23 protein-coding genes and 1 pseudogene are annotated in these 25319 nt (G+C 37.3%); 10 read left to right on the top strand and 14 right to left on the bottom strand.

Features of this window, described 5'->3' with window-relative positions; all coding sequences use genetic code 11:
- Positions 1–18: 18 nt before the first annotated feature.
- From fabZ to pyrH, 10 genes are all read right to left on the bottom strand, one after another.
- A complete protein-coding gene (gene fabZ, locus A6A20_RS04730; protein WP_279572380.1) occupies positions 19–471 on the bottom strand; it encodes a 3-hydroxyacyl-ACP dehydratase FabZ in 453 nt (150 codons plus the stop codon).
- Positions 472–479: 8 nt separating this feature from the next.
- A complete protein-coding gene (gene lpxD / locus A6A20_RS04735) occupies positions 480–1514 on the bottom strand; it encodes a UDP-3-O-(3-hydroxymyristoyl)glucosamine N-acyltransferase (protein ID WP_424585416.1) in 1035 nt (344 codons plus the stop codon).
- Positions 1514–2098, bottom strand: a complete 585-nt coding sequence (locus tag A6A20_RS04740) for an OmpH/Skp family outer membrane protein (protein ID WP_279572381.1) — start codon at positions 2096–2098, stop codon at positions 1514–1516. Before A6A20_RS04740 ends, lpxD begins: the two co-directional genes overlap by 1 nt.
- A 97-nt stretch (positions 2099–2195) precedes the next feature.
- Entirely contained in the window at positions 2196–4634 is a 2439-nt protein-coding gene (bamA, locus tag A6A20_RS04745; protein ID WP_279572382.1) for an outer membrane protein assembly factor BamA, read from the bottom strand.
- A 44-nt stretch (positions 4635–4678) separates the two neighbouring features.
- Positions 4679–6013 carry a sigma E protease regulator RseP gene (gene rseP, locus A6A20_RS04750; RefSeq protein WP_279572383.1) on the bottom strand — a complete coding sequence of 445 codons (1335 nt, stop codon included), beginning with the start codon at positions 6011–6013 and terminating at the stop codon, positions 4679–4681.
- 10 nt (positions 6014–6023) lie between these two features.
- Complete coding sequence (locus tag A6A20_RS04755) at positions 6024–6884, bottom strand: phosphatidate cytidylyltransferase (RefSeq protein WP_279572384.1); 861 nt, start codon at positions 6882–6884, stop codon at positions 6024–6026.
- 19 nt (positions 6885–6903) lie between these two features.
- On the bottom strand, positions 6904–7623 hold the full coding sequence (gene uppS, locus A6A20_RS04760; protein ID WP_279572385.1) for a polyprenyl diphosphate synthase: 720 nt from the start codon (positions 7621–7623) through the stop codon (positions 6904–6906).
- A gap of 78 nt (positions 7624–7701) precedes the next feature.
- Positions 7702–8898, bottom strand: coding sequence for a 1-deoxy-D-xylulose-5-phosphate reductoisomerase (gene ispC / locus A6A20_RS04765; protein WP_279572386.1), 1197 nt, complete (start codon positions 8896–8898; stop codon positions 7702–7704).
- A gap of 74 nt (positions 8899–8972) precedes the next feature.
- Positions 8973–9530 carry a ribosome recycling factor gene (gene frr / locus A6A20_RS04770; RefSeq protein WP_279572387.1) on the bottom strand — a complete coding sequence of 186 codons (558 nt, stop codon included), beginning with the start codon at positions 9528–9530 and terminating at the stop codon, positions 8973–8975.
- Between the two features lie 24 nt (positions 9531–9554).
- Positions 9555–10271 carry a UMP kinase gene (pyrH, locus tag A6A20_RS04775; protein ID WP_279572388.1) on the bottom strand — a complete coding sequence of 239 codons (717 nt, stop codon included), beginning with the start codon at positions 10269–10271 and terminating at the stop codon, positions 9555–9557.
- 534 nt (positions 10272–10805) lie between these two features.
- Between pyrH and A6A20_RS04780 the strand changes: the two genes are divergently transcribed.
- Positions 10806–11849: an extracellular solute-binding protein gene (locus A6A20_RS04780; protein ID WP_279572389.1), complete on the top strand. Its 1044-nt coding sequence runs from the start codon at positions 10806–10808 to the stop codon at positions 11847–11849.
- A gap of 80 nt (positions 11850–11929) precedes the next feature.
- Here the strand turns inward: A6A20_RS04780 and suhB are convergent, their stop codons facing one another.
- Positions 11930–12730: an inositol-1-monophosphatase gene (gene suhB, locus A6A20_RS04785; RefSeq protein ID WP_279572390.1), complete on the bottom strand. Its 801-nt coding sequence runs from the start codon at positions 12728–12730 to the stop codon at positions 11930–11932.
- Positions 12731–13176: 446 nt separating this feature from the next.
- On the opposite strand from suhB, the gene rne reads away from it, so the two are divergent.
- Positions 13177–16113 (top strand): ribonuclease E, encoded by a 2937-nt coding sequence (rne, locus tag A6A20_RS04790; protein ID WP_279572391.1) that lies wholly within the window; start codon positions 13177–13179, stop codon positions 16111–16113.
- Positions 16114–16215: 102 nt separating this feature from the next.
- Here rne and A6A20_RS04795 read toward each other — a convergent pair whose 3' ends face one another.
- On the bottom strand, positions 16216–16818 hold the full coding sequence (locus A6A20_RS04795) for a YajG family lipoprotein (protein ID WP_279572392.1): 603 nt from the start codon (positions 16816–16818) through the stop codon (positions 16216–16218).
- A gap of 90 nt (positions 16819–16908) precedes the next feature.
- On the opposite strand from A6A20_RS04795, the gene A6A20_RS04800 reads away from it, so the two are divergent.
- The 8 genes and pseudogenes from A6A20_RS04800 to A6A20_RS04835 all read left to right on the top strand — a co-directional run bounded on the left by A6A20_RS04800 (position 16909) and on the right by A6A20_RS04835 (position 24312).
- Positions 16909–17214 (top strand): BolA family protein, encoded by a 306-nt coding sequence (locus A6A20_RS04800; RefSeq protein ID WP_279572393.1) that lies wholly within the window; start codon positions 16909–16911, stop codon positions 17212–17214.
- A gap of 371 nt (positions 17215–17585) precedes the next feature.
- Positions 17586–18929: a Na(+)-translocating NADH-quinone reductase subunit A gene (locus tag A6A20_RS04805; protein ID WP_279572394.1), complete on the top strand. Its 1344-nt coding sequence runs from the start codon at positions 17586–17588 to the stop codon at positions 18927–18929.
- Positions 18930–18931: 2 nt separating this feature from the next.
- On the top strand, positions 18932–20164 hold the full coding sequence (locus A6A20_RS04810) for an NADH:ubiquinone reductase (Na(+)-transporting) subunit B (RefSeq protein ID WP_279572395.1): 1233 nt from the start codon (positions 18932–18934) through the stop codon (positions 20162–20164).
- Positions 20157–20945: a Na(+)-translocating NADH-quinone reductase subunit C gene (locus A6A20_RS04815; RefSeq protein WP_279572396.1), complete on the top strand. Its 789-nt coding sequence runs from the start codon at positions 20157–20159 to the stop codon at positions 20943–20945. Before A6A20_RS04810 ends, A6A20_RS04815 begins: the two co-directional genes overlap by 8 nt.
- Before the next feature lies 1 nt (position 20946).
- Complete coding sequence (locus A6A20_RS04820) at positions 20947–21576, top strand: NADH:ubiquinone reductase (Na(+)-transporting) subunit D (protein ID WP_279572397.1); 630 nt, start codon at positions 20947–20949, stop codon at positions 21574–21576.
- A 1-nt stretch (position 21577) separates the two neighbouring features.
- Positions 21578–22174: an NADH:ubiquinone reductase (Na(+)-transporting) subunit E gene (gene nqrE / locus A6A20_RS04825; protein ID WP_279572398.1), complete on the top strand. Its 597-nt coding sequence runs from the start codon at positions 21578–21580 to the stop codon at positions 22172–22174.
- A gap of 13 nt (positions 22175–22187) precedes the next feature.
- Positions 22188–23423 carry an NADH:ubiquinone reductase (Na(+)-transporting) subunit F gene (gene nqrF, locus A6A20_RS04830; RefSeq protein ID WP_279572399.1) on the top strand — a complete coding sequence of 412 codons (1236 nt, stop codon included), beginning with the start codon at positions 22188–22190 and terminating at the stop codon, positions 23421–23423.
- A gap of 244 nt (positions 23424–23667) precedes the next feature.
- A pseudogene (locus A6A20_RS04835) lies at positions 23668–24312 on the top strand (DUF4241 domain-containing protein).
- Between the two features lie 114 nt (positions 24313–24426).
- On the opposite strand, the gene A6A20_RS12735 reads toward A6A20_RS04835, so the two are convergent.
- Together A6A20_RS12735 and A6A20_RS12740 are read right to left on the bottom strand one after the other, a co-directional pair.
- Positions 24427–24744 carry a hypothetical protein gene (locus tag A6A20_RS12735; protein ID WP_424585417.1) on the bottom strand — a complete coding sequence of 106 codons (318 nt, stop codon included), beginning with the start codon at positions 24742–24744 and terminating at the stop codon, positions 24427–24429.
- Positions 24686–25075, bottom strand: coding sequence for a transposase (locus A6A20_RS12740; protein WP_424585418.1), 390 nt, complete (start codon positions 25073–25075; stop codon positions 24686–24688). Before A6A20_RS12740 ends, A6A20_RS12735 begins: the two co-directional genes overlap by 59 nt.
- Positions 25076–25319 lie beyond the last annotated feature (244 nt).

The following is a 25319-nucleotide window of genomic DNA, read 5'->3' on the forward strand; positions in this document are numbered from 1 at the left end:
TTTCTCCAATGGCAAGAATTAACGGCGCGCACACATTAAGATCGCTTCGCAAGCAACTTCACCGTCAACGGTGGCAATTCCTTTAAAACGGGTTACCCCACGACGCTCTTTGATTACTTCAACATAAAGCTGCATTTGATCACCAGGTACAACAGGTTGTTTAAAACGGACTTCATCAATGCCTGCAAAATAAAAAAGCTCATCATCATTAAGATTATGGGTTTTAAAGGCTAAAATCCCCATAGCTTGTGCTAAAGATTCTAAAATCAATACGCCGGGAAAAATGGGTTTATGGGGAAAATGTCCCGTAAAGCAAGGTTCGTTTACGCTCACATTTTTAATGGCTTTTAACCACTTACCTTCTTCAAAATTAACCACACGATCAACCAAAAGAAAAGGGTAACGGTGTGGCAATAATTGCATAATTTCATTAATATCAACAATTCTGTCTGTTGTTTGTTCAGTTGTCATTTTGATCCTTATTCGCTAAGTGATTTATTATTTTGACGCTCTAAGGCTTTTAAACGTTTATTGATATTATCAATACCTAAGGTTAATACCGCCGTTTTACGCCATTCTTTGTTCGTTTGTAATGGAATACCTGAAGAATACACACCCGGTTCGCTAATTGGTCGCATGACCATACCCATACCCGTAATGGTAACTTTATCGCAAATTTCCATATGCCCATTGATCACGCTGGCACCGCCAATTAAGCAATAACGCCCAATTTTAAGGCTACCTGCCATAATCACACCGCCTGCAACCGCTGTACCTGTACCAATATGCACATTATGAGCAATCTGACAAAGGTTATCAATGATCACATTGTCCTCAATAACGGTAGCATCTAACGCCCCTCGATCAATACAAGTACAAGCGCCAATCTCCACATGATTACCAATAATCACTGTGCCAGTTTGTGGGATTTTAATCCAACGCCCACGATCATTGGCATAGCCAAAGCCATCGCTACCAATTACTGCCCCAGCTTGAATTAAACAATGCTCGCCAATTTGCACCTGATGATAAATACTGACATTTGCCCATAGTTGGCTATTTGCACCGATTTTGGCTTGTTTACCAATAAAGCAGTTTGCGCCGATAATCACATTATCACCAAGCTCAACCTCATCTTCAATAACAGTATTTGCCCCAATAGACACATTGTTACCCAATTTTGCCTTTGATGAAATCACTGCACTTTCCGCAATGCCTGCCGCTGCTTTAGGGGTATTATCCATATATTGTGCCAGTAACGCATAAGCCACATAAGGATCTTTAACAATTAAGAGATTACTTTGTGCTGAGCAATAGCTAACATCTTGTTCTGTTACAATAATCGCCCCTGCTTGGCAATGCGACAATTGTTCACGAAATTTAGGATTGGAAATAAACGTAATTTGCTTATTGTTCGCTTGCTCTAAAGGCGCAATGCTCTCAATCAAAATATCGGCGTTACCCCTAAGGGTAGCACCGATTTGTTCTGCTAATTGTTGTAGTTGATATGCCATTATTTAGCCTGTGCTGGGATTGCTTTTAACACTTCTTCGGTAATATCTTTTCCGTCATTGGCATAAACCACCGAATTGGCATCTAACACAAGCGTATATTTTTTGTTTTTTGCTACTTTGTCTGTGGCTTGCTGAATGCTTTCTAATAGTTTAGTGCGTTCTTCAGCTTGACGGCGATCATAAGCCACTTGAAACTCTTGTGCCTGTTTATCATGTTCAGCCACTAATTTGTTAATTTCCTCTTCAGCTGCGGCTTGTTGTTTATAAAGATCTTCTTGACGTTTTTGTAACTCAGAAGGGCGTTGTTTTGGATCTTTAGCATCTTTTTCTAACTTCGCCACTTGCTCATCAATTTTCTGTCTTTCTGCTTGAATTTTCTCTTCAATGGCTTGTTTGCTTGCCTCTAATTTTTCCACTTGTGGTTTAAATTCCGCATCTAATTTCTCTTCTATCGCTTTACGATCAGGGTGATTTTGGAAAAGATAAGCGGCATTAATAAATGCAATATTTTCTGCAGCATTGGCTAACCCTGAAGTAAGGGCTAATGCTAAAGAAAGTGCGGTTACTTTTAAGATTTTTTTCATAAGATTTTCCTTAATGTTTAATCATTGACTATATACCAAGCCATAACTTAGCCTGTCAGTTAATTTAAATGTAAATTATATGGCAAAAATTGTTAAATTAGAATGTACCACCGATACTAAACTGGAATTGTTCAATTTCATCGCCATCATATTTTTTAATTGGTTTAGCATAAGAGAAAACCAATGGACCGATTGGTGATTGCCATTGTAAGGCAACGCCAGCGGATGCACGTACTCGTGTTGGATCACCATAATCTACGGTGGTAACGCTAGTACTCAAGCCCTCTTTATCCTTCTTCCAATGGGTATTCCATACACTTGCGGCATCAACAAAGACGGAGGTTCTTACTGAACGTTGATTTTTATCCGCCACAAATGGGGTTGGGAAAATTAATTCTACACTGGCGGTTGCCATGGCATTACCGCCTACCACATCGCCGTTAATATAATCATAACAACTTTTATCTACACTGACACCACCACAGTTACCACTTTGAACACTAGATTGCGACATATAAATCGCTTGCGGTCCTACACCACCATAAGCAAAACCACGCAAGGAACCTAAGCCACCAGCGGTATAATTTTGATAGAATGGTAAGCGTTTACCACCAAAACCGTCAGCATAATTCGCACCGACTTTACCCGATAATACCCAAGTATGATCACGATTTAATGGATAAAACCCTGTGGCATCAAAGTTTAATTTATAGTATTTATTATCAGAGCCTGGTGCGGTAACCCGTCCACCTAATGTGGCTTTTACCCCAGAGGTTGGGAAATAACCACGATTTAAGCTGTTATAATTCCAACCAAATGACACATCAAAATCACTGGCTTTAAATTTCCAACTATCAAAATTCATAGATTCTAAATATAAAGAACGATTATATTCAGGATAAACATTTTTTAATTTGTTATAGGTATAGCCTGCACCAAGATAGAAAGCGTTATTTTCGTTAACCGGGAAACCTAAGGTACCATTAAGTCCGTAAGTAGTTCTTGAATATGAGGCAATAGTATCATTATCTGAGTTATCATAGGTTTCATAGAAAACATTTCCGCCTAAACTCACACCGTCTTTAGTAAAATAAGGTTCATTATAACCAAGACTGATACTAGTACCATACTTATTCCGAGAACCCGACAGGCTGACAGAAGATCCCATACCGAGGAAGTTATCCTGCTTAATACTTGCCTGATAACTTAAACCACTTTCTGTACCATAACCAATACCAAAGTTAATACTTCCCGTATTACGCTCTTTCACTTTGTAAACCACATCAAGTTGATCATCAGTACCTTCTACTGGGACGGTTTTATAATCAACGGTTTCAAAAAATCCTGTGCGTTCTAACCGCACTTTACCTAATTCAAGTAAACTTGAGGAAAGCCAAGTACCTTCTTGCTGACGCATTTCTTGACGTAACGTAGAGTCGGCACTGACATCATTTCCTTCAAAGCGAATACGACGTACTGAATAACTGCGTCCAGCATCAACCACAAAGGTTAAAGCTACCGTATGATTTTGATCATCAAATTCTGGGTGTAAATTAATAGTGGCAGTGGCATAACCCCGCTCACCTAATTTGGCTTTAATCGCCTCTTCTACGGTATTAATATCCGAACCTCGGAAGATTTCACCTACTTCAATATGTTGTAAGGCTGGTAATAGTTCTGTACTCATACCGGCTGTATCGCCCACAATACGAGCAGCAATCACCCGATATTGTACACCTTCATTCATATTAATGGTTACTTCAACCATCGTATCTTTCTGTTTACCATCAACAATTTCTGACGGCTGAATTTGTACATCAGTACTGGTAATTTGGAACTTAGCATAACCTTGATTGAGATAAAAATTACGTAAGGTTTCAAGATCTAATTCAAACTTTTGTTGCTCAAACTTATTACCCCATAACTTCCACCAAGCATCAGGTTGTAACTCAATTTGCTCTAATAACTTGCTATCACTAAAATGTTCATTACCATGGAAAGTAATCTGTTTTAAAATCGCAATATCATTTTCTTTGATAACAAGTTTTACTTCTGCTCGATTATTGGGCAAACGGTTAATAACCGTTTCTACTTTTGCATCATAACGCCCAACGCTACGATAATGTTCTTCTAAACTTTGACTAAATGCCGCTAACTTCTCATTATTTAAAATTTCACCTGTAGCAATACCATTAGCTTCTAAATTCTGTTTTAAAGCCTCTGTTGGTACTGCTTTATTGCCTTCAATAACAATATCTGCAATAACAGGGCGCTCCACCACTGAAATGACTAATGTATTGCCATCACGAGAAGCCCGCACATCTTCATAAGCATTTTGCAAAAACATAGTGCGAACCACATTGGCAATATCATTATCAGTAGCACGTTGCCCAACGCGTACAGGTAAACTAGCAATAATATTGCGTTCTGTACTTGGCTGTACCCCCTCTACACGAATATCTTGTACTACAAAAGGTGCTGCTAAAGCAGATCCTGTTGCACCAAACAGTAAACTAGTAATAAGAAGTTTTTTCATCGTAACAATGATCCTGTGTAATTAAATCAACGGTTTATAATAAACTATAAACGTAAAAAATCATTAAATATTGCAAAAAATGTTAGCATAAGTAGTAAGGTTGCCCCTATACGATAGCTAATTTCTTGCATACGAGCGGATAAGGGCTTGCCACGAATGGCTTCCGCCGCTAAAAACACTAAATGCCCACCATCTAAAACAGGGAGTGGAAATAGGTTCATAATACCTAAATTTACACTAATGAGCGCCATAAAACTGAGGTAATAAACAAAACCGATTTCGGAAGAAATACCCGCACCTTTTGCAATAGATATTGGACCACTTAAATTATTTAACGATAAATCGCCTGTAAATAATTTACCAATCACTTTAATGGTAATCCAACATAATTGGATTGTTTTTTCTAGCCCTTTTTGCAAAGACTCAAGCATACCATATTTTAGCTCGGTACGGTATTCATCAGCAATCGGTTCAACCGTTGGCGATAAACCAACAAACCAACGCTGTTGATTTTTTTCTGGCACAATCTCTATTTGATGATAATCACCATGACGCTCAAAGGTAATTGGCAATGGTTGCCCATTTGAATCTTGTATCCTTTGCACAAATTGTTGCCAATCGACCTTTTGTTGCCCAACTGCAACAATATTATCCCCTACCATTAACCCCGCTTGGTCAGCCGGCGAACCTGCAATCACATTAGACAAGATCATACTCACTTTAGTTCGCATAGGTTCAATGCCTAAAGCAGAAAAAGCACTTTCTTTATCAGGATCAAAACGCCAATTCGCCAAATTTATTATTTTTTGTTTTTCAACGCCTGTTTGTATATCTTTCAATAAGATAGCAACTTGCTGGCTACCCATTTTAGTGGCAAGTAACATATTAACAGTTTCCCAATCTGGAGTTTTGCTACCATCAATAGCCATAATTTGATTATCTGGTCGGATATCTGCTTGTGCTGCTAGAGATTGTGGTTGAACTTGCTCTATAACGGGTTTTATCGTGGGAATACCAATTAAATAAATCACCCAATAAGCAAAAATCGCAAACAAAAAATTCGCTAGTGGCCCAGCGGCAATAACAAAAGCACGTTGTGCTACGGTTTTATGATTAAAGGCTTGTGATTTTAATTGTTCTGGTACGCTTTCATTACGTTCATCAAGCATTTTTACATAACCGCCGAGCGGAATAAGAGAAACAGCAAATTCTGTGCCTTGTTTATCTTTACGTGACCAAATAACTTTGCCGAAACCAATAGAAAAACGCTGAACTTTTATACCGCACTTTCGTGCTGCCCAAAAATGACCATATTCGTGTACCGCCACTAAAACAGCGATAACAATAATAAACGCACCTAAAGACCATAAAAATGACATCGTTTATATCCTATAACACAAAAAAGTAAAAATAGCTGAAAAATGGCACTGCCGCCGTTAAGCTATCAATGCGATCAAGAATACCACCATGCCCCGGAATTAATTGGCTACTGTCTTTAATTCCAGCTTCACGTTTGAACATACTTTCAGTTAAATCCCCTACAATAGAAATAGCGACAGTTGCTACTGATAATAAGATAAATTCACTCAGCGGAATCGCCCCATTAATTTGGGTAAATTGTAAGAATAACCAAGCAAAAATTGCCGCTGTTGCTAATCCACCCAATACGCCTTGCCAAGTTTTACCCGGGGATACTTTAGGGGCAAGTTTATGTTTACCAAATTTACGCCCTGCGAAATAAGCCCCAGAATCTGCCGCCCACACTAAAACAAAAACATACAATAAAAGCACGATGCCATGATAAGGATCTAAAGTATATTGGCTTAAACGTAAACTTAATACGCCAACAAAAAAAGGAACTAATGTGACAAAAGCAAACAAAATTTGTGCTGCAATAGTACGCCCCCAATTTGCAATACTACGAGGATAAAGCGCAATCAAGCTAATGGCAACAAACCACCAAATAACGGAAATAAATAACAAAAATTCACTAGATTGAACAAAGACTCGTCCCACATCTAAATCATTTATACCACTATAAAGCCAAAGAAATAAGAATGTTGCACTAATAGCGGTAATAACCCAACGTGCCACGACAAGTTTTAATTGGGGAAATTGCGTCCATTCCCAAATAGCCAAGACCACAACAGCCCCTAAAGCTAAAGAAAAGTAAAAAGGGGAAAAATAAAATAATACTGCAAAGACTGCTAAAATAAGTACAATCGCAGATAAAATTCGTTGTTTCAGCAAAAGCCTATCTCCTTATGAATTATTCACAACCACCAAAACGGCGATGACGCTGTTGATAGCTGATTAATGCTTGTTCAAAAATATGTTGATCAAAATCAGGCCAAAGCACATCGGTAAAATAAAATTCTGCGTAGGCAATTTGCCATAATAAAAAATTACTAATGCGTTGTTCACCACTAGTACGAATCAAGAGATCCACTGGTGGTTGATCTTGGGTAACCAACACTTGTTGAAAATGCTGTTGATCAATGTGTTCTGGCTCTAACTGCCCTTGTTTTACTTGTTTAGCAAGCTGTTTCGTTGCCTGTAAAATATCCCAACAACCACTATAATTCGCTGCAATATTTAGCATAAGTGCGGTGTTATTTTCAGTTAATTTTTCAGCTTTCTTAATTTTTTCTTGTAAATTTTCACTAAACTGAGAAACATCGCCTAAAATCTTTAGACAGATATTATTTTTATGCAATTTCCCTACTTCTAAGTCTAAGGCTTGCATAAATAAATTCATCAAGGAACTCACTTCAGTTTCAGGACGTCCCCAATTTTCCTGACTAAAAGCATATAATGTGAGATGCTTTATCCCCATTTTTAGGGCATAACCCACCGATTGGCGTACCGCATTTACGGCATTTTTATGCCCAAAAATACGCATTTTTCCTTTTTGTTTCGCCCAACGACCATTACCGTCCATAATAATTGCAACGTGTTGAGGAATATTATCAGGATCTAATTGTTTCATTAAGTACTCGTTAAGTATTATTTTTTCGTCAATCACATATCAATAATCAACATTTCGCACACTATAGCATAAGCCAGCTTAATCTGAAAAACTTAAAATATATTGTTGTGCCATTTGACGAGCAAGATGATCTAGCTCTATAACCTGTTCAATACAATCAATTTTTTGTGGTGAAATAGTTTCAAGCACATATCGGTTAACTCGAGCAATATCGGTAAATCTAATTTGCTCCGCTAAAAACGCAGCCACCGCAATTTCATTCGACGCATTTATTGCTGTAGTGGCGTATTGCCCCGCTTTAAATGCCTCTATAGCTAATCGCAAACAAGGATAACGTTGATAATCTGGTGGCATAAAAGTCAACCCCGCAAGTTGATAAAAATCTAAAGGTTCAACGCCTGCATATATTCGCTGTGGATACGCCATAGTATGTGCAATTGGCGTACGCATATCAGGGTTACCCATTTGAGCAAGTACCGAGCCATCAAGATAACGTACCATAGAATGGATAATAGATTGTGGGTGAATAATCACTTCCATTTCATCTTCACTTGCATTGAACAACCAACGGGCTTCAATATATTCTAATCCTTTATTCATCATGGTCGCAGAATCAACGGAAATTTTTTGCCCCATTGACCAATTTGGGTGTGCCACTGCTTGTGCTGGTGTAATTTCGGCAAATTCCGCTAGGGGCTTATGACGAAATGGGCCTCCCGATCCTGTAAGGACAATGTTACTGATCCCTAATTCAGATAAAGGACAAAACCCAATCTGTTGTTGAGCAGCTAAAGGTAAAGCCTGAAAAATGGCATTATGCTCACTATCTACTGGCAATAACTCCGCTTTATGTTGGCGGACTTGTTGCATAAATAAGCCACCACAGGTAACCAATGCTTCTTTATTGGCTAATAATACTCGCTTCCCTGCTTTTATTGCAGCTAATGTAGGCAATAAACCCGCTGCCCCCACAATCGCTGCCATAACCTGATCTACCTCAGGGTGAGAGGCTAACTCACAAATTGCTTGCATACCGCTTAACACTTTAGTCGCAGATTGATAATCTACTAATTGTTGCTGTAATATTTTCGCCGCTTGCGGATCGGCTAAAGCAACAAAGTGCGGTTTAAATTGCAAACATTGTTGCAACATTGACGGAACATTCTTTCCCCCCACTAAAGCAAAAACTTGATATTGTTGAGGGTTATGTTCAATAACAGAAAGTGTACTTTTACCGATAGATCCTGTCGAACCAAGAATAGTGATTTTTTTCATTTTTCTCTTGAGGGCTAACATAAAGAAAAAGCAGGAACAATGATTGTCCCTACTTGATAGAAAATAATAACAAATTAAAAATCCATTAATTCTTTTTCTTTATCCGCTAAAGTCTCATCAACTTTCTTAATATAAAGATCGGTGATTTTTTGGATTTCATCTTGAGCTTTGCGTTCTTCATCTTCAGTGATTTCTTTATCTTTCAACAATGCCTTAATTTTATCATTGGCATCACGGCGTACATTACGAATCGCAATTTTGCCTTGTTCACCTTCACCTTTTACAATTTTAATTAAATCACGACGACGCTCTTCAGTTAATGGTGGTAACGGAACACGAATGGTTGTTCCCGCAGAAGAAGGATTTAACCCTAAATCTGAAGTTAAGATCGCTTTCTCTACCGTCTGAATTAAAGAACGATCAAATACCGTTACTGCTAAAGTACGAGCATCTTCTGCAACCACATTAGCTAACTGACGTAATGGAGTAGCCGCACCATAATAATCCACTTGAATACCATCTAATAAACTTGGTTGAGCACGTCCTGTACGGATTTTTGCAATATGCCCTTTAAAGGTTTCTAGGCTTTTTTCCATACGCTCTTGTGTATCTTTTTTAATCTCGTTAATCACGTTGTTTCCTTATTTAATGTTAGATTAATTACAAATTAAAGTGCCTTCATTTTCGCCCAATACGACGCGTTTTAATGCACCCGATTTACTCATATTAAATACTCTAATTGGTAAACCATGATCCCTTGCCAAAGTAAAAGCCGCTAAATCCATGACTTGTAGCTCACGTTCAATGACATCGGCATAAGATAATTGCTGATATAATTTAGCCTGTGGATTTTTTACAGGATCACAATCATAGACCCCATCAACTTTAGTCGCTTTTAACACCACATCAGCCTCAATTTCAATACCACGTAAACAAGCCGCTGAATCAGTGGTAAAAAATGGGCTTCCTGTTCCTGCTGAAAAAATCACAACGCGCTTTTCGCGTAACATTTTAATGGCTTCTGACCAGTTATAGGTATCACAAATACCATTTAATTGAAAAGCTGACATCAATTTTGCATTAACATCCGCACGATGTAAAGAATCACGCATAGCTAAACCATTCATTACGGTCGCCAACATTCCCATATGATCGCCAACTACTCGATTCATACCTGCTTTTGCCAATTTAGCCCCACGGAATAAATTACCACCGCCAAGTACTACACCAACCTCAACGCCCAATTCAACTAATTCTTTAATTTCCAATGCCATACGATCTAATATAGAAGGATCAATACCAAATCCCTCCTCGCCCTGTAAGGCTTCACCGCTTAATTTCAGCAAAATTCGTTTATACACTGGCTTGCTCATTATTTACTCCTCAAGGATTATGGACATAAAATTCTTGTTATTATAAATCATCATTGCTATTGAGAAAATAGCCAAAGCTATAACAGTATCTTGTAACAACAAATTTTTCTTCAAGAGATGCGAAAAAAATTTTAACTAATAACCATACAAGCTACTTCCTTTGGCTTAATCCCACTGAACGGCTATACATTTATTTAATCAAAACAAATACATCATCATTTCAACTTGAAATAAAGGTAAGGCAGTAGAAAACAGTACAAAGAGTACAGCGAGACGAGCCAACACTGCATTATTTTGAAGTGAGGCGACTATAAATCCAAAATCTACGAAAATCCACATAGTTTTACCTCATTAACTTTGATATACTCAATCAACTATAATCGTTTTAATGTGAAATAAAACAAAGCAAGCCAAATTGGATTATTTCAAAGTAGAACGGTTATATAAGCGAACAAATAAGCTACTTTGCTTATTTAAATTCTCACTCAAAATTAACCGCTCTTATCGGTACTAGAGCTTAGGAGGACTTGAAAATTGAAAGCATTACTCGCCAGAATTGTTAAAACCTTATCCATCACTGCCTTAACGCTATTTAGCTGTTCTAGCTTTGCCAATCAAAAACTTTATGTTTATAACTGGACAGAATATATTCCCACTAGCCTACTTAATGAATTCACACGTGAAACAGGTATTGAGGTCATTTACTCAACCTTTGAAAGTAACGAAGAAATGTATTCAAAACTTAAATTAACAGGTGGCAGTTACGACTTAGTCTTCCCTTCAAGCTATTACGTCGGAAAAATGGCAAAAGAGGGTATGTTACAAAAAATTGATCACAGTAAATTACAAAATATTAAGCAAATTACCCCAAGTCTATTAAACAAAGACTTTGATCCTGACAATCACTATTCACTACCTTATATTTATGGTTTAACTGGATTAGGAGTTAATAGTGCCGCTATTGATCCAACGAAAATTACCAGTTGGGCTGATTTATGGAAACCTGAATACAAAGGGCGTCTCTTATTAACCAACGATTCTCGAGAAGTCTTTCATTTTGCCTTGTTACTTGATGGCAATTCTCCCAATACTACCAATGAAAAAGAAATAAAATCCGCTTATGAACGTTTAAAAACACTGATACCAAATGTTTTGGCTTTTAATTCAGATTCTCCAGAAGTACCTTATTTACAAGGCGAGGTTGATTTTGGTATGGTTTGGAATGGCTCTGCTTATCGTGCAACCAAAGAAAATCCTAATTTTAAATTTATTTATCCAAAAGAAGGCGCTATTTTTTGGATGGACAATTATGCTATCCCTGTTAATGCCAAAAACGTAGAACAGGCGTATAAATTTATTGATTTTATGTTACGTCCAGAAAATGCCAAAGTAGTTATTGATACCATGGGTTTTTCTATGCCAAATGAAGGCGTTAAAGCTCTACTCAGCGAAGAAGATGCTAATAATCCGATTTTATTCCCGCCTGAGCAAGAAGTAAAAAAAGGCATTTTGCAAGCTGACGTAGGAGATGCTATTGATATTTATGAAAAATACTGGAATAGATTAAGAACGAAATAAAACAACAATTATTCGTGGTTAATAGCCACGAATAATTTTATACCTAAAAATCATACATTGATTAAGCTGTTTACTATTTCTTAACCTTTTAACTCGCTGGTATAAGGTTGAATTTTAGTAAGAATACTTTTCACGATGCGAGCCGATCCTGCCACAATATGCCCATTGGTCAAATAATTTGGCGATCCCAAATAATCACAGACTAAACCGCCAGCTTCACGCACAATAAGCTCGCCTGCGGCACAATCCCAAGGCTTTAAACCTATCTCAAAAAAACCATCAACACGTCCCGCTGCGGTATAACACAAATCTAATGCAGCAGAACCCGTACGGCGAAAATCCGCACAATAATCAATTAAATCTTTAAGCATCGCAAAATGCATTGGCATATATTTACTTTGTTTAAACGGGAAACCTGTAGCAAGAATAGCGCCTTGCAATTCAGTTTTACTGTCAATACGTAAGCGACTATCATTGAGTTTTGCCCCTTCGCCTCGTATCGCAGTAAATAATTCATTACAAATTGGATCATACACAACGCCGACTTCCGTACGCCCTTTAACTCGGATAGCAATAGAAACAGAGAAATGTGGAAAACCATTAATGAAGTTGGTTGTACCATCTAGTGGATCAATGATCCATTGAACATCAGCTTGTTTACCTTCAATAGCACCAGACTCTTCACCGATAATAGTATGTTCAGGATAAGATTTCTGAATAATCTCAATAATGGCTTGTTCAGCTGCATTATCAATATTAGTAACATAATCATTTGCCATTTTTTGCGTTGTTTTAATTTCATCACGACGCTCATAACCTTTGGCAATAATATTGCCTGCTTTTCGTGCCGCACGAATAGCGATATTTAACATTGGATTCATAATTCCACCAGATTTTAAAGAACAAAGAAAAGGGGGTTATTATAAAATGTTTAACGTCAAATTGCGAGTAGTATCTTTTAAAAACTTACCTTGCCAAATCAGGTAAATAAGTGTGATAATAACAAGCATTTTTTAGAAATTAACTAAAAAATATTGCACAATTAGTAGCCTATATGGCTGATTTTGGACGCAGTGTCGGCGTAAGACGTCTAAATAATTTTATTTTTACTGCCGAATAAATGTAACGTCATTCTTGCAAAAGCAATAAAACCAGATTTTGTTTATTAAAACAACTAGTTTATATGTTAATAGATTTGTTTTAATAGGCTATCAATGCACCCAGCAACTGACAGTCGAGAGATTGGCATAGCGACAGACACGAGGTCGATAGCGAAGAAAGTGCGGTTATAATTCGGTTTATTTTTAGATAATAATGAGAATTTATAATGAAAAGAATGTTAATTAATGCAACTCAAAAAGAAGAGTTGCGCGTTGCTCTCGTTGATGGACAACGCTTATTTGACCTAGATATTGAAAGTCCAGGACATGAACAAAAAAAAGCCAACATCTACAAAGGGAAAATTACACGTATTGAACCAAGCCTAGAAGCGGCTTTTGTGGATTATGGTGCAGAACGCCATGGTTTTCTACCTTTAAAAGAAATTGCTCGTGAGTATTTTCCTGAAGGTTATGTTTATCAAGGTCGTCCTAATATTCGTGATATTTTATCCGAGGGACAAGAATTAATCGTTCAGGTAAATAAGGAAGAAAGAGGTAATAAAGGTGCAGCTTTAACTACCTTTATTTCTTTAGCCGGCAGTTATTTAGTGATTATGCCAAATAACCCTCGAGCTGGTGGAATTTCTCGCCGAATTGAAGGCGATGAACGTTTGGAACTAAAAGAGGCTTTAAGCTATTTAGATGTACCAGAAGGCGTTGGTTTGATTGTGCGTACCGCTGGGGTAGGAAAATCACCTGAAGAACTACAATGGGATTTAAAAGTTTTATTACATCATTGGGAAGCCATTAAACAAGCCTCAGAAAGCCGTCCTGCTCCTTTTTTAATCCATCAAGAAAGTGATGTGATCGTCCGTGCTATTCGTGATTATTTACGTCGAGATATTGGCGAAATCTTAATTGATAGCCCGAAAGTTTACGAAAAAGCCAAAGCACATATTAAACTTGTGCGCCCCGACTTTATTAACCGAGTAAAATTATATCAAGGCGAAGCACCTTTATTTAGTCATTATCAAATTGAATCTCAAATTGAATCTGCTTTCCAACGTGAAGTACGTTTGCCTTCTGGTGGTTCTATTGTCATTGATGTTACCGAAGCATTAACAGCGATTGACATTAACTCGGCGCGTTCAACCCGAGGGGTAGATATAGAGGAAACAGCACTGAATACCAATCTTGAAGCGGCTGATGAAATAGCCCGTCAATTACGTTTACGAGATTTAGGCGGATTAATTGTTATTGATTTTATTGATATGACCCCCGTCCGTCATCAACGAGAAGTAGAAAATCGTATTCGTGATGCAGTACGTCAGGATCGGGCGAGAATCCAAATTAGTCGTATTTCTCGCTTTGGCTTATTAGAAATGTCTCGCCAACGCCTTAGCCCATCATTAGGCGAATCTTCACATCATGTTTGCCCTCGTTGTCAAGGAACAGGCAAAATTCGTGATAATGAATCTTTATCCTTATCTATTTTACGTTTACTTGAAGAAGAGGCGTTAAAAGAAAATACTAAGCAAGTACGCACCATTGTTCCAGTAGAAATTGCTTCTTATTTGCTCAATGAAAAACGAAAAGCCGTTCGTGATATAGAACGTCGTCATGATGTTGATGTCATTGTTGTACCAAATGAAGCAATGGAAACACCACACTTCAATGTTTATCGCGTTAGAGATGGCGAAGATATTAGTGTATTAAGTTATAACCTTGCTAAACTTTATGATAATAATGATGAACATTATTCAGCGGAAGAATGTTTAATTTCTCGTTCTAGTGAACCTGCTGTTACCACCGAAACTATTGCTGAAAATGCAGCAGTATCGCTAACGATTTCCTCTCCTGCCCCAACCCCAACAAACAAAGCTAAAAAGGTTAATAAACCATCATTGCTTACACGCTTATTACAAGCATTAAAAGGCTTATTTACTGATGAACAAGCTCAAGGGCAGAAAAAACAAACCAGTAATCGTAACAATCGTCGCAACGATCGTCGAACAACTAATCGCAGTCGTAACCGCAATGAAAATGTTGAACGCAATCGTAATGAAGATAATCGTACTGCTAATGAAAAAACCGATAATCGCAATAAACTTGAGCGGAATAATAAGCGCAACAATCGCAAAGGAAATAGCTCTAACGAGGTTACAACAGAAACACCAAATGTGGTGCCAAATGTAGTAAAAGAGGAACATAGTACAGAAGAGCAAATTATGGCTCGCCGTCCTCGTCGTGAATTGCGTAAAAAAGTGCGTATTGACAATAACCCTATTGAAGAAAATAATGCAACACCTATCGCAACTCAAGAGCAACCTGTGGTTACCCACAATGAAAAATCGTCAATGACTTCAAGTGAAGATTCTTTACCTGATTTAAACAGCAATACGTCATTGACAAATATAAACTCAAATAACGAAGTGGATAATTCTGTAAATGAAACAGAAAATCATGATAAAGAGCGCCGTACACGCCGTATGCCTCGCCATTTGCGTATCAACAACCAACGTCGTTATCGTAATAACCAAACAGAAAAAGCCCCTATGCCATTATTCTTGGCTGTGGCTTCTCCTGAATTAGCTAGTGGCAAAGTTTGGGTAAACCAACCAAATATAAACAACACCGCGCAGACGAATTTCATGTCAGTAGATGAATTGCTACAACACCAAGAGCAGCAAAATAAAAATGCTGACTTAAGTGTACCTGCGACAACTTGGTTACCGACACAATCAGAGCACTCACAGCCATTCAATGCTTTTGTTACACAACCCGCTAATGAATCCGTAGAAAAGAAAATCCAAGGATCATTAGAAAAGTTAGAGCAACAAACGCCTAGCACAGCACAACTGCTAAGTGAACACTCACTCAGTGAACTACAACAGGAACAGACAAATCAAAAGCCAATTCAGACCACAGAAACAACTGAATTTCAACGTGATTATGTCTTTACTGGGCGTTTAGGTACAATTTCTGCCATTGAGCATACCAAAGCAGAGATGACCCTCGCCCAAGCAAGCGAACAGCCTCTATCCACTTTTGAGATAAAACAATGGCAAGAATCCCGCTATTATTTCCATGGCAAAGGAATGGCGGGACATCATAGTGCCATTAGCCATGTTTATGCTGAACCTACTCAAGCTAAAATTGATTAACACTCAGCAATAACAATAAATAAAGGCATAACAGAAAAAATTTCTGCTATGCCTTATTTTAACTTAAAATAGATATAAATTAGACCGCACTTTTTTATAAAGTTAACGAGAATACTGCTGAATAGCTTGGCTAATTTCTTGATCTTGATAAATATTTTGTGTGATTTCGTTTAATGTTGCGGTAAGCACATTTTGAATTTCGTTGTTTTTGGCGGAAAACACACCTTCTTGAGTACGAGAAGCGGTCATTGTTTTGTTAAATTGTCCTTTTGCTCCTTGTATTTGGATTTCAAGTTGGATTTTGCTGGTAATTTTGTAACGTAAATTACCTTGTTCTACATTTGCGTAAAATTCTTTGACATTCACAATCACATTAGTATTGGATTGGGCTGGTGGGGTAATGCGAAAACCTTTGCTATTTAGATCCTGTTGTAGGATTTGTTGAAATAGTTGGGTTACACTTGGTGATGAAGTAAGTTTGATAACCTTTTCTTGTTCTACATAGCTTGCCACTTCAGGTTGTGGGCGAAGATCTCGTGCAACAATATTTAAGGTCGCTTGTGCTTGGTTTGCAATGTTAAATTGTACGTTTGGTGCAATAGGTGTGAAGTACAATGTTGTGCTGGTTTGGTTTTGGCAAGCACTTAAACCTAGGCTTGCAATGAATAACGCGGTAAGTGCAAGGGATTTCGTGGTTTTTATCATAGATGAAAACTCCAAAAAAGAAATAAAACTTTTGATAATATTGGGTAGAATATATAATTTCTTCTTTTATTTTACAAGAGAGAGGTCAAGGTGGAACAGCAATTAACCGATAAAATTTATACGCAATTTACACCGCACTTTTTACAAATAAACAATGAAAGTCATATGCACAGTTCAGGTAAAGGGGCAAATTCACATTTTCGTATTGTGTTAGTTACCGATGATTTTTTAGGTGTAAGCAAAGTTGCTCGTCATCAGCAAATTTATCAGCTTTTTGCATCAGAATTACAAAATGGGATTCATGCGTTAGCTTTACATTTATATACTTTAGCGGAATGGGAAAAGTTAAATCAGCAAGCACCTTTGTCGCCTAATTGTATGGGAATTGGTCAATAACTACCTTTTTAGAGGTATTTTTATTCGTTGAAAGAAAAACGATTTTTGATGTACTTCAAAAAAATAGATTTTTTTTCAGGAAAAGCTGGCTTGAAAGTGGCAAGATGCTTATTCTTTCGCTAAAATAAGTCGCTTTATTTTTAAATGAATTTTTTAGCTATTTGGTTTTAATGTCAATTTTATCCCCTAAATAGCGAAATACAGAATTTGAGTTTTATTCTTAGTGGTTGGAGTACAGATTGTTGTTAATGCGTATTATTTCGTAATTAATGTATTTTTCTGTCATAAAAGCCCTTACTCAAGACGAGGTTATAACTGGCTAGTTCAGTTATAGCTATATTTTCAATCTAACCGAAAGTAGTGCAAACAATATGATTACAATCAAAAAAGGCTTGGATCTTCCGATTGCAGGAAAACCAGAGCAAGTAATCCATAACGGTAATCGCGTTAATGAAGTTGCTTTGCTTGGCGAAGAATATGTGGGTATGCGCCCTTCTATGAAGGTGCGTGAAGGTGATGTGGTAAAAAAAGGTCAGGTGCTTTTTGAAGATAAAAAGAATCCTGGTGTTGTATTTACTGCACCTGCTAGTGGAACGGTTGTTGCCATTAATCGTGGGGAAAAACGGGTATTACAGTCAGTAGTTATCCGTATTGAAGGCGATGAGCAAATTCGTTTTACCGCTTATGAGTCAGCTAAACTTGCTTCTTTAGACGCTGAGCAAGTAAAACAAAATTTAGTGGAATCGGGTTTATGGACAACCTTGAGAACACGTCCATTTAGTAAAATTCCTGCTTTAGATGCAGTACCGTCCTCGTTATTTATTAATGCGATGGATACTAACCCATTATCCGCTGATCCTGTGGTGGTAGTTAATGCGGATAAACAGGCATTTGTTGATGGGGTAACTGTATTAAGTCGTTTAATTCGTGGTGATATTCATCTTTGTAAAGCGGCGGGCGTTGAGCTTCCTGTAGTATCTGCAAATAATGTCAAAATCCATGAATTTGCAGGTGTTCACCCAGCGGGCTTAGTCGGCACTCACATTCATTTTATTGATCCAGTAAGCGTGAATAAAAGCGTTTGGCATATTAATTATCAAGATGTGATTGCGGCAGGTAAATTGTTTACTACTGGCGAATTGGTCACTGATCGTGTGGTGGCATTATCTGGTCCTCAGGTTAAAAATCCTCGTTTAGTGCGGACGCAAATTGGGGCAAATTTAACTCAGCTAACGGCAAATGAATTATTAGACGGTGATAATCGAGTAGTATCTGGTTCGGTATTACATGGTAATACAGCAAAAGGACCACATGATTATTTAGGGCGTTATCATTTACAAGTATCTGCGTTACTTGAAGGCTATGAAAAAGAGTTTTTAGGTTGGATTACACCGGGTGCGGATAAATATTCCATTACTCGTACAACCGTTGGGCATTTCTTGAAAAATAAATTGTTCAAGTTTACCACAGCAGTGAATGGTGGCGAGCGTGCTATGGTGCCAATTGGTAATTATGAACGCGTAATGCCATTAGATATTATCCCAACCTTATTATTACGGGATTTAATTTCTGGCGATACAGACAGTGCGCAAGCATTAGGCTGTTTAGAATTAGATGAAGAAGATTTAGCACTTTGTACTTTTGTTTGCACAGGTAAATATGAGTACGGTCCAATCTTACGTCAAGCCTTAGATAAGATTGAGAAGGAAGGTTAACAATGGGTTTAAAAAATCTTTTTGAGAAACTAGAGCCTCATTTTCATAAGGGCGGTAAATATGAAAAGTGGTATGCCTTATTTGAGGCGGCTTATACCATTTTCTATACGCCCGGCACAGTAACTAAAAAATATACACATATTCGTGATGCTCTTGATTCCAAACGAATGATGATCTTAGTTTGGTTAGCGTTATTTCCAGCGATGTTTTATGGTATGTATAACGCTGGAGCACAAGCGATTTTAGCGGCAAATCATCTTGGTACATTATCTGAAATGATTGCTAATAACTGGCATTATGGTTTAGCGGATAGCTTGGGGATTACCTTGACGAATGAGGCTGGTTGGCTAAGTAAAATGGCATTTGGTGCAATTTTCTTTTTACCAATTTATCTCGTAGCCTTTTTAGTGGGTGGTTTCTGGGAAGTACTCTTTGCCATGGTACGTAAACACGAAATCAACGAGGGATTCTTTGTTACCTCTATTCTTTTTGCTTTAATTGTTCCGCCAACCCTACCTTTATGGCAAGCAGCCTTAGGTATCAGTTTCGGTGTGGTTGTAGCAAAAGAAGTGTTTGGTGGTGTAGGTAAAAACTTTATGAACCCTGCTTTGGCAGGTCGTGCATTTTTATTCTTTGCTTATCCTGCTCAAATCTCGGGCGATTTAGTGTGGACTGCCGCTGATGGCTTTTCTGGTGCAACTGCTCTATCACAATGGTCGCAAGCAGGACAAGCAGGTTTAACCAATACGGTTACAGGTCAACCTCTAACTTGGATGGACGCTTTTATTGGTAATATGCCAGGTTCTATTGGTGAAGTTTCTACCTTAGCTTTGATTATTGGTGGGGCAATGATCGTATTCTTCCGTATTGCTTCTTGGCGAATTATCGCAGGGGTAATGATTGGAATGATTTTAACTTCAAGTTTATTTAACCTGATTGGTTCAAACACCAACCCTATGTTTGCTATGCCTTGGTATTGGCATTTAGTGTTAGGGGGCTTTGCCATTGGTATGCTATTTATGGCTACCGACCCAGTATCAGCCTCTTTTACCAATAAAGGGAAATGGTGGTATGGTGGTTTGATTGGTGCAATGGCGGTATTAATTCGTACAGTGAATCCCGCCTATCCAGAAGGAATGATGTTAGCAATTCTCTTTGCCAACTTGTTCGCACCAATTTTTGACTACCTTGTTGTTCAAGCAAATATTAAACGTCGGAGAGCACGCAATGGCTAAATTTAATAAAGATAGCGTAGGCGGTACAGTACTTGTTGTGCTACTACTTAGTTTAGTTTGTTCTATTATTGTTACAGGTTCAGCAGTGTTGCTAAAACCTGCACAAGATGAACAAAAAGCACTTGATGTGCAACGTAATATTCTTAGCGTGGCAGGTTTAGCCAATGAAAATGATAGTCCAGCTCAAATTACTGAAACATATCGTAAATTCATTGAGCCTCGCTTAGTGGATCTTGATACAGGGGATTATGTTCAAGCTAGCGAAGAACAAATTGAGCGTTTTGATCCTAAAGAGGCAATTAAAGACAATGCTCAAAGCCAAGCAATAGCCCCAGAAAAAGATAAAGCAGGCATTCGTGTACGAGCAAATTTAGCCAAGGTTTATTTGGTTAAAGATGCTGAAGGGAAAGTAACACAAGTGGTTTTACCTATGTATGGTCGTGGATTATGGTCTGTTATGTATGGTTTTGTAGCCGTTGAGCCAGATGGTAATACCTTAAAAGGCATTACTTATTATGACCAAGGTGAAACCGCAGGTCTTGGTGGCGAAATTGCTAATCCAAGATGGCAAGCACAATTTGTTGGTAAAAAACTTTATGATAATAATGACAATGTGGCATTAAAAATTTATAAAGGTACTTCTACAGATGCGGTGCATGGTGTTGATGGATTATCAGGTGCAACTTTAACCACTAATGGTGTACAAGGTTCATTTGATTATTGGTTTAGTCAAAATGGGTTTGGTCCATTCTTAGCAAAATTTAAAGCAGGAGCGAACTAAAATGGCAGAGAAAAAAGATAATTTAAAACATCTTTTATTTTCACCTGTGGTGAAAAATAACCCTATTGCGTTGCAAATCCTTGGGGTATGTTCTGCATTAGCAGTAACAACAAAACTTGAAACAGCGATTGTAATGGCACTTGCTGTAAGTTTAGTAACAGGTTTATCCAGTTTCTTTATTGCATTAGTACGAAATTACATACCAAATAGTATTCGTATGATTGTGCAACTTGCTATTATTGCTTCCTTAGTAATTGTGGTTGACCAAATTTTACGTGCTTATGCTTATGGTTTGTCCAAACAACTTTCGGTTTTCGTGGGATTGATTATTACTAACTGTATCGTAATGGGGCGTGCAGAAGCCTATGCGATGAAATCTGGACCAATAGAAAGTTTTGTGGACGGAATTGGTAACGGTTTAGGTTATGGTGTAATCCTTGTTATCGTGGGGACTTTACGGGAGTTAATAGGTTCTGGTCGTTTATTAGGTTACCCTGTATTACAAACTATCCAAGATGGTGGTTGGTATCAAGCCAATGGTTTATTCCTACTTGCACCAAGTGCTTTCTTTATTATTGGTTTCTTAATTTGGGGATTAAGAACTTGGAAACCTGAACAAGTGGAGAAATAAGATGGAGCATTATATTAGTCTATTTGTCAAAGCAGTATTCATTGAGAATATGGCACTTTCTTTCTTCCTTGGAATGTGTACTTTCCTTGCGGTATCTAAGAAAATTTCAACTGCCTTTGGTTTAGGTATTGCCGTTGTTGTGGTACTTGCCATTTCTGTGCCAGCTAACCAATTTGTCTATGAACATATTTTAAAAGACAGTGCTTTAGTGGAAGGGGTAGATTTAAGTTTCCTTAACTTTATTACCTTTATCGGCATTATCGCAGGTATCGTACAAATTCTTGAAATGATTTTGGATAAGTATTTTCCTGCCTTATACAGTGCATTAGGGATTTTCTTACCTTTAATTGCCGTAAACTGTGCGATTTTTGGTGGCGTATCTTTTGCTATTCAACGTGAATATACCTTTAGCGAATCTATCGTCTATGGTATTGGTGCAGGTATGGGCTGGATGTTAGCCATTGTGGCATTAGCAGGTATTACCGAAAAACTCAAATATGCGGATATTCCAGCAGGATTAAGAGGATTAGGTATTACCTTTATTTCCGCTGGCTTAATGGCTCTTGGCTTTATGTCATTCTCGGGTATTCAATTATAAGGAGTGTAACATAATGAATGATATGACAGTTCTTACACTCGGTATTGCGGCTTTTACTGCCATTGTTTTAGTATTAGTGGCAATTATCCTAGTGGCTAAATCCAAATTAGTGGACTCCGGCGATATCACTATTACTATTAATGATGATCCTGAAAAGGCCATTACGTTACCTGCGGGTGGAAAATTATTAGGTGCATTAGCGAGCAAAGGAATCTTTGTTTCTTCCGCTTGTGGAGGCGGTGGCTCTTGTGGACAATGTGTGGTAAAAGTAAAAAGCGGTGGCGGTGAAATTCTTCCTACCGAATTAAGCCATATTACTAAACGTGAAGCGAAAGAGGGTTACCGTTTATCTTGCCAAGTTAATGTCAAATCCAATATGGATATTGAACTACCAGAAGAAATTTTTGGGGTAAAAAAATGGCAATGTACTGTTATTTCTAATAATAACGAAGCAACCTTTATTAAAGAACTTAAATTGGCAATCCCAGAGGGCGAAGAAGTTCCATTCCGTGCAGGGGGTTATATTCAGATTGAAGCTGAGCCGCATACTGTCTATTATAAAGACTTTGATATTCCACAAGAATATCACGAAGACTGGGATAAATACGACTTATGGCGTTATGTTTCCAAAGTTGATGAACCTATTGTGCGTGCTTACTCAATGGCATCTTATCCTGAAGAAAAAGGCATTATTATGCTTAATGTGCGTATTGCCACGCCACCACCAAAAAATCCAGATGCTCCACCGGGACAAATGTCCTCTTATATTTGGTCATTAAAAGAGGGAGATAAAGTCACTATTTCAGGGCCATTTGGTGAGTTCTTTGCCAAAGATACCGATGCAGAAATGGTATTTATCGGTGGTGGTGCAGGTATGGCTCCAATGCGTTCCCATATCTTTGACCAATTAAAACGTTTACATTCAAAACGTAAGATTTCATTCTGGTATGGTGCACGTTCTAAACGTGAAATGTTCTATGTGGAAGACTTTGACACATTACAAGCAGAAAATGACAACTTCCAATGGCATGTTGCTCTTTCTGATCCACTACCAGAAGATAATTGGACAGGTTACACAGGCTTTATTCATAATGTGCTATATGAAAACTACTTAAAAGATCACGAAGCACCAGAAGATTGTGAATACTATATGTGTGGTCCACCAGTCATGAATGCTGCAGTTATCAAAATGCTAAAAGATCTTGGCGTTGAAGATGAAAATATCTTATTAGATGATTTTGGCGGCTAACAATTAAATCAAACGGAGCTAAATAGCTCCGTTTTTTATCTTTGCTCACAACTTAGCGTGTGGTATATATATTTACTATATTATTTATAAATCTTAGGAGGATATTTATATGGCTATCCCAAGTATTCAACCTTCGGCTCAATGGCTTGCTACTTGGCAAGCGAATAAAGTTAATACTCAGCCACCATTGGATATTCAAAAAATATTTAGTAGCGAAAAAATCGGCGAAAAGAAATTACACCTAATGGAATTAGGAACATTAAATTTTCCAACGGGTAAAATTTTAGTATGTGATCCTTTGTGCGAATTAAATGCTGACAATGAGTATCTTGCCCCTTATTTACAAAGCATTCCAGCAGGTCGCCATTCGTTACAAGTATTGGTGGCAGAATATTCTTTTGATGAGCGTTATGCTTTTTGTCGCCTGAAATGTAGCGAACAGCAAGCGGTAAGATAGCATTTAGCAGTACGAGGCGATGAAGATTTAACATTAGAAAATAAAAAAGAGCCTTATTTTTTTGGTTTTATGGTAGATGCAGGATTAGCAACATTGGTTGATGTTGTTACTGCCGAAGCCTATAGCCAATTTGAAAATAAATGGCTAGAACAACATCAAAATAACGAAGATTTTTCTGATATTTATTCCGATTTTTTTGAAGAGCTATTTGAACAAAATACTGAACAGCATCCACAGTTTAATCAAGATAGTTGGCTATTTTTTACTATCCCTGATACAGATCTAATTGTTCCAATGGTAAGTTCAGGTTGGGGAGATGGCTATTATCCCGTTTATTTTGGCTATGATGCGCAAGGAGAAGTTTGTGAAGTCCTGGTTGATTTCTTATTATTTGAGGAAGAAGATGATGTGTGGATAGATCATTATCGTTAAGTAAATCATATTATTGTTTTGCTTTAATTATTGGAAAAAGATATGTGTAGAGGTTTGGTTAATTAAAAAGGTGTAATGGAAAAAATAGTTGCTAATAATAATTTTCTCAAATTATTAGCAACTCATTCTATTTAAAAAATCCTTTATAAACATAATCTTACGCTTTCTTCTTAATCCATTATGATTAATTAATTTCCGCTTAAGTTCACTAAATAAACCTTCTAACCGATTTGTTGTTTTTTCAATATTTAATTCCGCATACTTTTCAAAGGTAAATAAATATTTTTCATCATATTTAATACTCGCTAATGCCCCTCTTAATCCTTTATGTTTATAAGGAAAATAACCTTTTTCATTGCATTTCTCTGAGCGTTCATTCAAATAATCTTGATGTTTTAAATACCAATAATGCAAACGACGAAAAAAAATCATGCTTTTGGCTTTCTTTTAAGGTTTTCATAATAATTTTTAATTCCTTTCCAGCTTGAGATTGATGTTTTTTTCTTAATTTTATCATCACCATTGCCATAAGATGAAAATGGCACATTTGAACAGGTGTATTAAATACCTCTTTTAATAATCCGCGACGACCATCGCAGGTAATTGATTGAATAATATAGCCTTTCTCTCTTAATTTATTTAAAGATAGTTGATAATAAATAGCCTTTTCTGTTTTTACAATTTGATGATAAATCACTTTTTCTGTCAGGCTATCCATTAACACTAACACACCAAAATCTCGCTTAAAGAAAGTGGTATCCATAATAATATTTAAATGTATTGATAGAGGAAGTTTTAACGCTGTTTTAGGGGCTTTATCGATATATCTTTGGATTGTTTTAATAGAGTATTGATATTTAATAACAAGCCTTGAGAATAATTAAACCAAATTTCAGTGAGATTGAATTTATTTTAAAGATAAAGGTTTTATTACAATAATTGTTTATAGCATTGAATATGATTTTGAGTACCATTTTTCTTAATATTCAGATCTAGGTAAAAAGGGC

Source organism: Volucribacter amazonae, assembly GCF_029783845.1.
GTDB lineage: Bacteria > Pseudomonadota > Gammaproteobacteria > Enterobacterales > Pasteurellaceae > Volucribacter > Volucribacter amazonae.

Coding starts and splice junctions, on each gene's coding strand:
- fabZ (WP_279572380.1), bottom strand. CDS start 471: ATGACAACTGAACAAACAACAGACAGAATTGTTGATATTAATGAAATT.
- lpxD (WP_424585416.1), bottom strand. CDS start 1,514: ATGGCATATCAACTACAACAATTAGCAGAACAAATCGGTGCTACCCTT.
- A6A20_RS04740 (WP_279572381.1), bottom strand. CDS start 2,098: ATGAAAAAAATCTTAAAAGTAACCGCACTTTCTTTAGCATTAGCCCTT.
- bamA (WP_279572382.1), bottom strand. CDS start 4,634: ATGAAAAAACTTCTTATTACTAGTTTACTGTTTGGTGCAACAGGATCT.
- rseP (WP_279572383.1), bottom strand. CDS start 6,013: ATGTCATTTTTATGGTCTTTAGGTGCGTTTATTATTGTTATCGCTGTT.
- uppS (WP_279572385.1), bottom strand. CDS start 7,623: ATGAAACAATTAGATCCTGATAATATTCCTCAACACGTTGCAATTATT.
- ispC (WP_279572386.1), bottom strand. CDS start 8,898: ATGAAAAAAATCACTATTCTTGGTTCGACAGGATCTATCGGTAAAAGT.
- pyrH (WP_279572388.1), bottom strand. CDS start 10,271: ATGAGCAAGCCAGTGTATAAACGAATTTTGCTGAAATTAAGCGGTGAA.
- suhB (WP_279572390.1), bottom strand. CDS start 12,730: ATGAATCCAATGTTAAATATCGCTATTCGTGCGGCACGAAAAGCAGGC.
- rne (WP_279572391.1), top strand. CDS start 13,177: ATGAAAAGAATGTTAATTAATGCAACTCAAAAAGAAGAGTTGCGCGTT.
- A6A20_RS04795 (WP_279572392.1), bottom strand. CDS start 16,818: ATGATAAAAACCACGAAATCCCTTGCACTTACCGCGTTATTCATTGCA.
- A6A20_RS04805 (WP_279572394.1), top strand. CDS start 17,586: ATGATTACAATCAAAAAAGGCTTGGATCTTCCGATTGCAGGAAAACCA.
- A6A20_RS04810 (WP_279572395.1), top strand. CDS start 18,932: ATGGGTTTAAAAAATCTTTTTGAGAAACTAGAGCCTCATTTTCATAAG.
- A6A20_RS04815 (WP_279572396.1), top strand. CDS start 20,157: ATGGCTAAATTTAATAAAGATAGCGTAGGCGGTACAGTACTTGTTGTG.
- A6A20_RS04820 (WP_279572397.1), top strand. CDS start 20,947: ATGGCAGAGAAAAAAGATAATTTAAAACATCTTTTATTTTCACCTGTG.
- nqrE (WP_279572398.1), top strand. CDS start 21,578: ATGGAGCATTATATTAGTCTATTTGTCAAAGCAGTATTCATTGAGAAT.
- nqrF (WP_279572399.1), top strand. CDS start 22,188: ATGAATGATATGACAGTTCTTACACTCGGTATTGCGGCTTTTACTGCC.
- A6A20_RS12735 (WP_424585417.1), bottom strand. CDS start 24,744: ATGATTTTTTTTCGTCGTTTGCATTATTGGTATTTAAAACATCAAGAT.
- A6A20_RS12740 (WP_424585418.1), bottom strand. CDS start 25,075: ATGGATACCACTTTCTTTAAGCGAGATTTTGGTGTGTTAGTGTTAATG.